Raw genomic sequence first — 11,968 nt, 5'->3', positions numbered from 1 at the left:
AGGCGCGTTCGCGCCAGTTAGTCTTTGCTCAACGCTTCCGTAACGGCTTGGCCTTTTCCCGTGGCACGGGCGACGAGCGCGCTGGCTTCGCTTGCGCTATAGCCCGCTTCGATCAGGACTTCGATGCTGTGCTCGCCGAGATTCGGCGGCAGATAGCGAACGTTGCCGGGCGACTCGGAGAAATGCACCGGGATCGAGGTCATGACCATGTCGCCTTCGGTCGGGTGATCGAAGCGCTGGAAGAAGCCGGTTTCCTTGACGTACGCGTCGTGCATCAGGTCTTTCAGGTCGCGCACGGGACCGTGCGGAACGTCCGCCAAGGCAAAAATGGCGTTCCATTCAGCCGTGGTCTTATTGCGGATGGCGTCGCCAACGATGCGGTACAACTCGTTGATGTTGCGCATGCGCTCGGTCATGTGGCAAAAGCGCGGGTCATCCAGCAGATGCGCCGCATCGATCGCGCACAGCACGCGGCGCCATTGCTCGTTGTTCACCGCAAGCAGGCAGATATGGCCGTCCTTCGTCGCATACGGGCGGCGATACGGCGAGAACATGCGCGGATAGCCGAGGCCCGTGCCGTCATTGGAGCCCAGCGCGCCTTCCCAGAGATGCTCGAAAAGATTGAACTGCAGCATCGTTTCGAACATCGGCACATGGACGAGCTGACCGAGGCCGGTACGCTCGCGGTGATAGAGCGCCATGCCAATTGAGGAGGCCAGCACGTAACCGCAGAACTTGTCGACGATCACGGTGGGGAAGTAGCGCGGCGAGCCGTCAGCGTCACGGTTCATCGCGGCAATGCCGGTTTCGCCCTGGATCACGTCGTCGAAGGCGGGGCGGTCCTTGTAGGGGCCGTCGATGCGGTAGCCGGCGCCCGACGCGTAGACGATGCGCGGGTTGCGCGCCCGTACGGCTTCGTAGCCGATGCCGAGCCGTTCGGCGGCGCTCGGACGCATGCTGTGCACGATGACGTCGGCCGTTTCGACAAGCTTGAGCAGCGCTTCGCGGCACTCGACCTGTTTGAGGTTCAGGATCACGCTCCGCTTGTTGCGGTTCATGATCGTATAGAACACGGCCATGTCGGGATTGCGGCCGGGACCGTTCTTTCGGTTCTGGTCGCCTTCGGGCGGTTCGATCTTGATGACGTCCGCACCCATGTCGCCGAGCAGCTGCGTGGCGACCGGACCGAGCACGTTGATGGTCAGGTCGATCACGCGCACACCGGCTAACGGGCCCGTGGCCCGTTCGAGGGGTTGTTGTGGATTTTCCATGCTCAGGCCTTGTATTCTTTGCCCTTCACGAGTCTGAGCGGCGTGTACACCATCACTTCCGTGCCGTCCTGCTTGATCACGCGATTACGCGTGCGTACGAGACCCAGTCCTGGACGCCCGTTGCTGGGCCGGCATTCGATGACTTCGCATTCCACATGAATCGTGTCGCCCACGTAGGTGGGACCCTTGATATCCAGCTCCATGTTGAGGAACGCGAAGCCGACGCCCTGCATGGTGGCCTGCGTGAGCAGCCCCTCCATGAGCGTAAACACGAGTGCTCCCGGCGCGACGCGTCCCTTGATCGCGGACTGCTCCCTTAGAAACTCTGTGTTGGTAAACAGCACTTCCAGCATGCCAGTCACGGATACGAAATTCACGACGTCCGTTTCGGTGACTGTGCGGCCCACGGTCTTGAACTTGCGTCCAACGGGCAGGTCCTCCCAGTGGATACCCAAACCAACCGTTTCGACTTCTTCCATTGCCTGTCCTCTGTTGTTGTCGCTCGCTTGTTAGCTCAACTGTCTTTTTCAGTTCTTCTTGATGCGGCCCAGCACGTTGTCCGCGACAATGTTGCGCTGGATTTGATTCGTGCCCTCAATGATCTGCACAACTTTTGCGTCGCGGAAATACCGGTTTATCGGGTACTCGTTGGAGATGCCGGCAGCGCCAAAAAGCTGTACGGCGTCAGTCGCGACCTTCATGGCGACATCCGATGCGAACATCTTCGCCATCGCAGCCATTGGAGCGAGTTCGCGTCCGCTTACGCCCGCGTCGACGAGCGACGCGGTGCGGTAGACAAGTTGGCGCGCGGCTTCGGTCTGCGTGACCATGTCGGCAATCATCCAGCGCACGCCTTGGAAGTTGCTGATGGTCTGGCCGAACGCTACGCGATCCTGAATGAATTTGACGGCATGGTCGATCGCCCCCTGCGCAATGCCGACCGCGCGCGCGGCAACGATGGGGCGGCTCGTGTTGAGCGCTTCCATGGCCACCTTGAATCCCTGGCCGCCTTCCGGCCCGAGACGGTCTTCCGCGCGAATGAAGGCGTCGTCGAAATAGAGGGGGCAAGACGCTACGCCTCGCGCGCCCATCTTGTCTTCTTCATTACCGATGGTGAGCCCGTGCGTGTTGCGATCGACGACGAAGAGATTGATCCCCAGCGGCCGCCCTTCCTCATCGAGCGTCTTTGCCGCGACGAGAATGAAGTCGGCAATATGGGAGTTCGTGCACCAGATTTTTGAGCCGTTGAGCACATAGCCGCCGTTCTTGCGGCGCGCTGTGGTGCGAATGCCGGATACGTCGGAGCCGCTTTGAGATTCGGTAATCGAGAGCGCGCCGCGCAATTCGCCGGATGCGAGTCCGGGCAGAAGGCGTGCCTTCTGTTCGTCCGTGCCTCCTTCGAGAATGGCGCCAAAGGGCGTCCATTGCACGACCAGCAAATAGCCGGTGTTGTAGCAAACTCGCCCAAACTCCTCGACGGCGATACAGGCCGACATCACACTGCCGGCGCCGCCATACGCTTCCGGAAACGGCAACGTGAAGAGGCCCAGTTCCTTAAGCAGTGCATACATGTCATGCGGATACTCGGCCGTACGGTCGATCTCGTCGGCGCGCGGTGCCACACGCTCCCTTGCGACGCGACGGATGAGATCGCGGATCTGAACCTGGTCGTCTGTTAGTTCGTATGTCACTTCGAGCTCTCTTACTGGCGGTTTTCCGGATCGGGCCAGGATTCGTCTTTCGGAGCGGGCCAGGTTGCCCCCGCTGACCACTCCCGAATCACCCCGGTCTCTTCAAAATGTTGAACAATGTTCGATAAAGTAAACGATGGATCAGGTGGCCGTCAAGCGCAGAAACCGGCTGGCGCGGGTTTGTCCGAGGTGCGTCCGGAATTTCGCCGGGATGTAGTGTCAGCCTTGTGGGGCGGGGCACGACAGGGCTTTCCCACCGTTGACAGCACGCTTCCGATGCGTTTAATATTTAGAACAGTGTTCGGTTATTTGTTCCATTTTGGCCCGACATAGCGGCTCGATTCGCGGGAGCCCTAAGGCAAAAACGATTTGGAGGAGCGGGGAATGGACTCTCTTTGTCCTGAAGTCGACTATCAGAAGTTTCTGGCCGAGGGCCGCTTGATGATCCAGCGCAGCCGCAGCAGCGGCCGCTATGTGTTCTATCCGCGCGTGGCCGAGCCGGTCACCGGGGCGCGCGATCTGGAATGGGTCGACGCGTGCGGGAAAGGCACGGTTTATTCCACCACGGTCGTGCGCCAGAAGTCGCCCACGCCGAGCTACAACGTCGCAGTGATCGATCTGGAAGAAGGTGTGCGCATGCTCAGCTGCGTTGAGGGCATCGAGCCGGAGGCCGTGCGCATTGGCATGCCCGTGCAGGCGAAGATCGTCTACCGGGGGGATGCGGCACTGCTCGTATTCGAACCAGCCTGACGCCCGCTAACCCGCAACCGGCCGTCAAGAGCCGGTCGCACCTGATGAAAGGTAGATCGAATGGAATTCAACTTGCGCGGGCGTACCGCACTGGTGGCAGGCGCCACCTATGGGATGGGGGAAGCGCCTGGCTTGTCGTCAATGGACCTTGCTGCGCGCGCTTGCGTCGACGCGCTGGCCCAGGTAGGGCTCACGCCCGGCGATGTGGATGGCCTGTTCGTGTGCACGCCCGACGACATGCTCTCGGGTCTCACGTTTGCCGAGTACCTCGGTATTAACCCGAAGTTCACCGACAACAACCGAAGCGGCGGCTCGGCGTTCGAGATTTACGCACACACTGCGGCGATGGCCTTGTCTACGGGCCAGATCGACGTCGCGCTGATCGCATATGGGAGCAACCAGCGCAGCGCGGCGGGCAAGCTCGTGCAGTCGTCGCGTCCCTCGCCGTGGGAGAGCCCGTACAAGCCGATGAATCCGGTCTCGTCTTATGCGCTCGCGGCGGCGCGGCATATGCACCAGTTCGGCACGAAGCGCGAACATCTGGCCGAGGTGGCCGTCGCCGCGCGCAAATGGGCGCAGCTCAACCCGGATGCGTACATGCGCACGCCCTTGTCGATCGATGACGTGATGGGCGCGCGTCTCGTATCCGACCCGCTTTCCGTGCGCGATTGCTGCCTCGTGACGGATGGCGCGGCGGCCGTCGTCATGGTGCGCGCCGACCGCGCACGCGATCTGACCGACAAGCCCGTCTATCTGCTCGGCGCGGCTTCGGCCACGTCACACCGCGAAATTGCGAGCATGCCCGATCTCACGGTGACGGCGGCCGCGCAATCGGGCCGGCGCGCGTATGAAATGGCGGGCGTGAAGGCAAGCGATATCGACGTCGCGATGCTGTACGACGCATTCACGATCAACACCATTCTGTTCCTCGAAGACCTCGGCTTCTGCCCCAAGGGCGAAGGCGGCCGCTTCGTTGCGGACGGGGCCATCGCGCCGGGCGGCCGGCTCGCGGTGAACACCAACGGCGGCGGGTTGTCCTGCGTTCACCCCGGCATGTATGGGCTTTTCCTGATCGAAGAGTCGATGCGGCAGCTGACGGGGCGCGCCGGCGAACGCCAGATTCCCGGCGCGAAGCTGGCCATCGCACACGGCAACGGCGGCGTGCTCTCGAGCCAGGCCACGGTGATTCTCGGAACTGAGGAAACGCTGTAAGGCACGGCGGCCGCCCAGGCCACGGTCAACAGCTTTGCATGGGATCAGAGTAAGCGCTGAAGCGCTAACTCTGATCGACAGGAGACGGACAGATGAGCGAAGAGATCGGCAGCGACGCGACAGAGATCGTCCAGGTCCAGCAAGACGGTGCAATCGCGATCGTCACATTGAATTACCCCCAACGCCGCAACGCGTTTTCATTGAAGATGCGTAAGACGTTGTATGCGCAACTTTATCGTCTGATGCATCACGAGGAAAGTTGCCGCGCAATTGTCCTGACCGGCGCCGGCAATACGTTTTGTGCGGGCGGCGACATCTCGGAGATGCAGACGCGCAAGGTGCTCGAGTACCGGCAACGCAATGAACTGCCGCTCGATATCTTCAGACTGATGGTCGAAGGCCCGAAAGCGGTTGTTGCCGCGGTCGAAGGGTTTGCGTTTGGCGCAGGCCTCTCGCTCGCAGCGGCTTGCGACTACGTCGTCACATCGTCGGCGGCGCGCTATGCGAGCGCGTTCGTGAAAGTCGGGCTTTTGCCCGATACGGGGCTCTACTGGTCGCTCTCGCAACGCGTGGGCGGCGGCCTCGCACGTGAACTCATGCTGAGCGCGCGCGAGTTCAACGGAGTAGAAGCGGGCGAGACCGGGTTTGCGAATCAGGTCGTCGAGCCCGGCGAGGCGCTGAACGCGGCCTTGAAGGTGGCACAACAGTACGCGGAATTGCCCTCGGTCGCCACCGCGCACCTGAAGGCCGCGCTCGCGACGGGCATCCGCACGCTCGACGAGGCGATCGAAGCCGAAGTCAACCTGCAGCCCATCCTGCGCCGCAGCCGCGAACATCAGGAAGCCGTGAGCGCCTTCATGGACAAGCGCAAGCCGGTGTTCGTGGCCGACTGAAGGGAGCCAACATGAGCGAAAAACAAACGGCAGCAACCGAAACGGCGGCGCTGATCGAGGTGACCCGCGAGGGGCCGGTCGCGATCGTGACGTTGAACAATCCGCGACGCCGCAATGCGATGGGGCGCCAGATGCGCCAGTTGCTGCGTGACACGGTGCATCGTCTCATGGTCGACGACCCAGAGTCGCGCGCAATTGTACTCACTGGCGCGGGCGAGCATTTCTGCGCGGGTGCGGACATCTCCGAGATGACGAAGCGCACGATCCTGCAAAGCCGCGAAATTCTGGCGGAATCGTGCATGGTGGTGCGCGAAATGCAAGCGGGTCCGAAGCCCGTTGTGGCGGCGGTGGAAGGCGTGGCCTTCGGCGCCGGCCTGTCGCTCGCGGTGGCGGCCGATTACGTCGTCGCAGCGTCGAGCGCGCGTTTTTGCGCTGCGTTTCTGCGCGTGGGGCTGATTCCAGATACCGGCGTTCTGTGGACGCTTCCGAAGCGCATTGGCATGGCCCGCGCGCGCGAGATGCTTTCGCTCGCTACGGAGATCGACGGTAACAAGGCCGCGGCAATCGACCTCGCAAACGAAGTGGTCGAGTCGGGCGCGGCGCGCGCCAGGGCGATTGAAGTTGCACTCGGCCTCGCGGCCTTGCCGCCGCTCGGCGTGGCGCTGTTGAAGGAGTCGCTCACCAACGCCGCGACGACCATGGAAGGCGCGCTGCGAGCCGAGATCGACTATCAGCCCATCCTGCGTCAGTCGAAAGACCATCAGGCTGCCTGCAAGGCATTTATGGAAAAGACCACACCGGTCTTCACCGGCGAGTGAGCGCGGGGACCCATGCGATGAGTATCGAGCAGAAGGAAATGACTGCGGGCGCCGACGAGGTCGTGCAGGTGCGCTGTGAAGGCGACGTGAGCGTTGTCACGATGAACTATCCCGAGCGCCGCAACGCGTTCTCCATGAAGATGCGGCTCGCGCTGACGGAGGTGTTTCAGCGACTCATGAACGACGACCCCGATACGCGCGCCATCGTGCTGACGGGAGCGGGCGGTCATTTTTGCGCGGGCGGCGACCTCTCGGAAATGCACGCGGCCACGCCGCCATTGCTCGCGCTGCGTGAGCGCATTGCGGTGGGCGTGCGTCTGTTCAAGCTGATTTATACCGGCACGAAGCCCGTCGTCGCGGCAGTGGAAGGCACGTGCTACGGAGCGGGCGTCTCGCTGGCTGCTGCCTGTGATGTCGTGGTCAGCGCCGAGACGGCGAAATACTCATGTGCCTTCGGCAAGGTAGGCCTGCTGCCCGATACCGGGATTCTCTGGACGCTCCCGCAAAAGGTGGGTGGCGGCAAGGCGCGCGAACTGATGCTGAAGGGCGATGTCATCGATGCAACCACGGCGCGCCGCATCGGCCTCGTCAGCGAGCTGACGGTGAGCGGACACGCGCTCGATGCGGCGATCGAGGCCGCGGCTCGCTTTGCGAGCTATCCGCCGGTGACGCTGGCGCTCCTGAAGGCGAGCCTCGTCAATGCGGGCAACTCGATCGAGGACGCATGCCGTCTGGAGACCGATCTCAATCCGCTGGCGCGTCAAACGAGCGATCACACGGAAGCCGTGAAGGCCTTCATGGAAAAGCGCAAGCCGGTTTTCACGGGCGCCTGAAGCCGACGTTCTTCATTGCTGTCTCTACAGGAAGTTCAATGCCAATGTTTACGCCTGACCTGCTGAAGAACAAACGAATCCTGATCACCGGCGGTGGCACGGGGCTCGGCAAGAGTATCGGCCGACGTTATCTCGAACTGGGTGCCGATCTTGTCATCTGCGGCCGCCGCAAGGAAGTGCTCGACGCGACCGCCGACGAGTTTCGCGGCGCGGTGCCCGGCGCACGCGTCACGACGGTGCAGGCGGACGTGCGCAGCGCGGAATCCGTCGAGGCAATGATGGATACGATCTGGCAGGACGGCCCGCTCGATGTGCTGCTGAACAACGCTGCGGCGAATTTCATCGCGCGCACGGAGAGCCTTTCGCCGCGCGCGGTGGACGCGGTGCTCGGCATCGTGCTGCACGGCAGCTTCTATTGCACGATCGCGGCGGGCAAGCGCTGGATCGACGCGGGCCACGCGGGCAACGTGATTAGCACGGTGTCTACGCCCACGATGACCGGCTCGGCCTTTACGGTGCCCTCCGCCGCGGCGAAGGCGGGCGTTCTTGCGATGACCCGTAGCCTTGCGGTCGAGTGGGGCCCGAAGGGCATCCGTCTGAACGCGGTGGCGCCCGGACTTTTCCCTACGCCCGGCGCCTGGGAGCAACTGTATCCGCCGGGCTCGCAGGTCGAACCGCAGGAGCGCTCCGTTCCGCTGCGCCGCTTCGGCGATCACACGGAACTCGCCGATCTTTACGCGTATCTGGCATCGGATGGGTCCGGCTACATCACCGGCGACATGATCGTGATCGACGGCGGCCGCTGGATGCAGGGCGTTGGCGGCCCGACCTTCCGTGCCATGCAGGACTGGACCGACGAACAATGGGACGCCATGCGCGCCCATGCGCGCAAGGGTTGAACGATGGGTCCGCTCGCGGGAGTCCGAATCATTGAGCTTGCCGGCATCGGGCCGGGCCCCATGGCCGCGATGTTGCTCGCCGACCTGGGCGCGACGGTGTTGCGCATCGAGCGTCGCCAGCCGGTCAAGCTCGGTATCGAGCGCCCGTTGCGCTACAACCTGTTGCTGCGCAACCGGAAGACGATCGCGCTCGACCTGAAAGACCCGGAGGCTGTCGAACTCGTGCTTTCTCTGGCGGAGCGCGCCGACGCCTTGATCGAAGGCTTCCGCCCTGGTGTGACCGAGCGCCTGGGGCTCGGTCCGCAGGTTTGCCTCGGTCGCAACCCGAAACTCGCCTATGGGCGCATCACGGGATGGGGGCAAGACGGACCGCTCGCGCAGTACGCGGGGCATGACCTGAACTACATTGCGATCACCGGTGTGCTCAACGCGATCGGGCGCCGCGATCAGCCGCCGTCGATACCGTTGAACCTGATCGGCGACTATGCGGGCGGTTCGCTGTACCTCGCGATGGGGCTGCTCTCGGCAATTCTGCACGCGCGTAACGGCGGCTCAGGCCAGGTCGTGGATGCTGCGATCGTCGACGGTACGGCCAACCTTGCCACCACGTTCTTCGGCATGCAGGCAGCCGGTATCTGGCGTGACGGGCGCGGGACGAATATCACGGACTCCGGATCACACTTCTACGACGTATACGAATGTGCGGACGGCAAGTGGATTACCATCGGCCCGATCGAGGACAAGTTCTATCTCGAACTGCTGCGCTTGCTCGACATCGACACGCGAACCCTCGGCGCTCAGCTTGACGAAAGCAATTGGCCTGCCGCGCGCGCCCTGTTTGCGCTGAAGTTCAAGAGCCGCACACGCGAGCAATGGACCACGCTGCTCGAGCATTCGGACGCGTGCTTCGCACCGGTGCTGTCGTGGACCGAGGCACCCGAGCATGCGCACCTGAAGGCACGTGGCACGTTCATCGAAGTCGACGGCATCGTGCAGCCCGCTCCGGCGCCGCGCTTTTCCGCCACGGTGCCCGCGAAACCGACCGCGCCTGAAGCGCCCGACGCGGCAACGGTCGACGCCGCGCTGGCTGCGTGGCTCGAACCGGGCCGCATTGGCGAGCTGAAAGAAGCGGGAACGCTGGCCTGAGTGGCACACGCCAGGCGAGCCAAAGAAAACGAAACGAGACACTCATGGATCTGCGATATACCGACGAAGAACTGGCGTTCCGCAATGAGGTGAGAGCCTTCTTCAAGGAAGCGCTGCCCGCCGACATTCGACGCAAGGCCACCCTGGGGCAGCGCTATTCGGCGGCCGACCTGCGCCGCTGGCAACGCATTCTCTACGAGCGCGGCTGGGCGACGCCCGCGTGGGACAAGGCGTGGGGTGGGACCGGCTGGAGCGCCGTGCAGCAATACATCTTCAAGGAAGAGCTGCACATGGCCCCGGCGCCCGAAACATTGTCGTTCAACGTGAACATGATCGGCCCGGTGCTGATCGCGTTCGGCAGCGAAGAGCAGAAGCGCCACTTCCTGCCCCGCATCGCGAGCCTCGAATACTGGTTCTGCCAGGGCTTTTCCGAGCCGGGCGCGGGTTCGGATCTGGCCGCACTGCGCACCCAGGCGGTTCGAGAAGGCGACCACTACGTCATCAACGGGCAGAAGCTCTGGACCTCTACGGCGCATCACGCCGACTGGATGTTCTGTCTCGTGCGCACGGATTCGAGCGGGAAGAAGCAACAGGGTATTACCTACCTGCTGATCGACATGAAGACGCCGGGCTTGACGGTGCGCCCGATCATCACGATCGACGGCCACCACGAAACCAACGAGGTGTTCTTCGACAACGTGCGCGTGCCGGTTGCGAATCGCATCGGCGAGGAAAACAAGGGCTGGGACTACGCCAAGTATCTGCTCGGCAACGAGCGCAGCGGCATTGCACGCGTGGGCGTTTCGAAGATGCGCGTGCGGCATGCGAAGGACCTCGCGAAGCGCGTGCCCTGCGGGGACGGCGTGCTGTGGGACGACCCGCGCTTTCGGGAGCGGGTCGCGGCCGTGGAAGTGGAGTTGAAGGCGCTGGAAATGACGCAGATGCGCGTGATCGCCGAAAGCCGTGCGCAAGAGAGCCATGTGCCGGACCCCAAGACTTCGATCCTGAAGATCAAGGGTTCGGAACTCCAGCAACTTTCCGCCGAACTGCTGCTGGAAGTGGCGGGGCCGGATGCGTTGCCGCTCGATATCGACTTCCTGCGCGGTCTTGGCGACGCGGTTCGCGAGCCCGAATGGGCGCTGACGATCGCGCCGAACCACTACTTTGCGCGTCACGTTTCGATTGTGGGCGGCTCCAACGAGATTCAGAAGAACATTCTCGCCAAGTCGGTATTGGGACTTTGAGCGACGGTCGAACAGCGGAGAAGCATGGGCTATGGACTTTGATTTCACCGATGAGCAGCGCATGCTCAAGGACAGCGTCGAGCGTCTCGTCAAGGACGAGTACGGTTTCGAGCAGCGTGCGAAGTACCTCGTGGAGCCGGACGGCTTCAGCCGCGAGCAATGGGCGCGCTATGCGGAGATGGGGCTGCTGGGTCTTTCATTCGATGAGGAATACGGCGGCAGCAACTGCGGTCCTGTCGAGACGATGATCGTCATGGAGGCGCTCGGCCGCGGCCTCGCGGTCGAGCCGTACCTCGCAACGGTCGTGCTGGGCGGCGGCTTCGTGCGCCTTGGCGGCAACGCGGCGCAACGCACGGCGATTCTGCCGCAGATCGCGCAGGGCGAATTGCTGATGGCCTTTGCGCACAGCGAAGCGCAGTCGCGCTACGACCTGGCGGACGTGGCGACCACTGCGCGGCGCGAAGGCGACGCATGGGTGATCGACGGCGCCAAGCACGTCGTGCTGCATGGCGGCAATGCCGATCTCCTCGTGGTGTCGGCGCGGGTGTCGGGCGGCAGGCGCGAGCGTGACGGCATCGGCCTGTTTGTGGTGAAGGGCGACGCTGCGGGCGTGACACGCCGCGTGTATCCGACACAGGACCGGCTGAGCGCGGCAGACATCGAATTTTCCGGCGTGCGAGTTCCGGATAGCGACGTGCTGGGTGTCGCGGGTGCCGCGTTCCCGCTCATTGAAACAGTCGTTGCGCACGCAATCGCCGCGGTGAGCGCGGAAGCTGTAGGCGCGATGACCGCCGCGCACGAAGAAACCGTCGAGTATCTCAAGGTCCGCAAGCAGTTCGGCGTACCCATCGGGTCATTTCAGGCGCTCCAGCATCGGGCGGTCGACATGCTGGTCATGGTGGAGCAGGCGCGCAGCATGGCGCTCTTCGCGACCATGATGATTGAGGAACCCGATGCGGGAGAGCGCGATCGCAGCCTGTCCGCCGCGAAAGTGCAGATCGGACGCTCGGGCCGCTTCGTCGGCCAGCAAGGTGTGCAACTGCACGGCGGCATCGGGATGACCGAGGAGTGCAAGATCGGCCACTACATGCGACGCCTGAGCGTGATCGATATCCAGTTCGGCTCGACCGAACATCATCTGACCCAGCTCGCCAATGCCGGCGGGCTGATCGATGCAGCAGCGTGAGCCGCGTCCAGCCAAGTATACGGAA

General features: G+C 63.3%; 12 protein-coding genes. 9 read left to right on the top strand and 3 right to left on the bottom strand.

Going from position 1 to position 11,968, the window contains the following annotated elements; genetic code table 11:
* Nucleotides 1–17: 17 nt before the first annotated feature.
* The 3 genes from AB4Y36_RS32725 to AB4Y36_RS32715 are packed head-to-tail and all read right to left on the bottom strand — an operon-like array spanning nt 18 to nt 2,962.
* A complete protein-coding gene (locus tag AB4Y36_RS32725) occupies nt 18–1,271 on the bottom strand; it encodes a CaiB/BaiF CoA transferase family protein (RefSeq protein WP_368685203.1) in 1,254 nt (417 codons plus the stop codon).
* Between the two features lie 2 nt (nt 1,272–1,273).
* Nucleotides 1,274–1,750, bottom strand: coding sequence for a MaoC/PaaZ C-terminal domain-containing protein (locus AB4Y36_RS32720; protein WP_069266515.1), 477 nt, complete (start codon nt 1,748–1,750; stop codon nt 1,274–1,276).
* A gap of 48 nt (nt 1,751–1,798) precedes the next feature.
* Nucleotides 1,799–2,962, bottom strand: a complete 1,164-nt coding sequence (locus AB4Y36_RS32715; protein ID WP_368685202.1) for an acyl-CoA dehydrogenase family protein — start codon at nt 2,960–2,962, stop codon at nt 1,799–1,801.
* A 384-nt stretch (nt 2,963–3,346) separates the two neighbouring features.
* Here AB4Y36_RS32715 and AB4Y36_RS32710 point away from each other — a divergent pair, with 384 nt between their 5' ends.
* From AB4Y36_RS32710 to AB4Y36_RS32670, 9 genes are all read left to right on the top strand, one after another.
* Complete coding sequence (locus AB4Y36_RS32710; protein ID WP_069266517.1) at nt 3,347–3,712, top strand: Zn-ribbon domain-containing OB-fold protein; 366 nt, start codon at nt 3,347–3,349, stop codon at nt 3,710–3,712.
* A 60-nt stretch (nt 3,713–3,772) separates the two neighbouring features.
* A complete protein-coding gene (locus tag AB4Y36_RS32705) occupies nt 3,773–4,924 on the top strand; it encodes a thiolase (RefSeq protein ID WP_342947360.1) in 1,152 nt (383 codons plus the stop codon).
* 92 nt (nt 4,925–5,016) lie between these two features.
* Nucleotides 5,017–5,817, top strand: a complete 801-nt coding sequence (locus tag AB4Y36_RS32700) for an enoyl-CoA hydratase/isomerase family protein (protein WP_368685201.1) — start codon at nt 5,017–5,019, stop codon at nt 5,815–5,817.
* A gap of 11 nt (nt 5,818–5,828) precedes the next feature.
* The gene (locus tag AB4Y36_RS32695; protein WP_368685200.1) at nt 5,829–6,635 is read left to right on the top strand and encodes an enoyl-CoA hydratase/isomerase family protein; all 807 of its coding nucleotides are present in this window, start codon (nt 5,829–5,831) and stop codon (nt 6,633–6,635) included.
* A gap of 17 nt (nt 6,636–6,652) precedes the next feature.
* A complete protein-coding gene (locus AB4Y36_RS32690) occupies nt 6,653–7,468 on the top strand; it encodes an enoyl-CoA hydratase/isomerase family protein (protein ID WP_368685199.1) in 816 nt (271 codons plus the stop codon).
* A 44-nt stretch (nt 7,469–7,512) separates the two neighbouring features.
* Nucleotides 7,513–8,367 carry an SDR family oxidoreductase gene (locus AB4Y36_RS32685; RefSeq protein ID WP_069266522.1) on the top strand — a complete coding sequence of 285 codons (855 nt, stop codon included), beginning with the start codon at nt 7,513–7,515 and terminating at the stop codon, nt 8,365–8,367.
* 3 nt (nt 8,368–8,370) lie between these two features.
* Nucleotides 8,371–9,513: a CaiB/BaiF CoA transferase family protein gene (locus AB4Y36_RS32680; protein ID WP_368685198.1), complete on the top strand. Its 1,143-nt coding sequence runs from the start codon at nt 8,371–8,373 to the stop codon at nt 9,511–9,513.
* A gap of 44 nt (nt 9,514–9,557) precedes the next feature.
* Nucleotides 9,558–10,757: an acyl-CoA dehydrogenase family protein gene (locus AB4Y36_RS32675; protein ID WP_368685197.1), complete on the top strand. Its 1,200-nt coding sequence runs from the start codon at nt 9,558–9,560 to the stop codon at nt 10,755–10,757.
* A gap of 31 nt (nt 10,758–10,788) precedes the next feature.
* Complete coding sequence (locus tag AB4Y36_RS32670; protein ID WP_069266525.1) at nt 10,789–11,943, top strand: acyl-CoA dehydrogenase family protein; 1,155 nt, start codon at nt 10,789–10,791, stop codon at nt 11,941–11,943.
* The last annotated feature ends 25 nt before the right edge of the window (nt 11,944–11,968 follow it).

It is taken from the genome of Paraburkholderia sp. BR10936, assembly GCF_040965735.1.
Taxonomy (GTDB): Bacteria; Pseudomonadota; Gammaproteobacteria; order Burkholderiales; family Burkholderiaceae; genus Paraburkholderia; species Paraburkholderia nodosa_A.
This window is presented reverse-complemented; position numbering and strand designations above follow the sequence as displayed.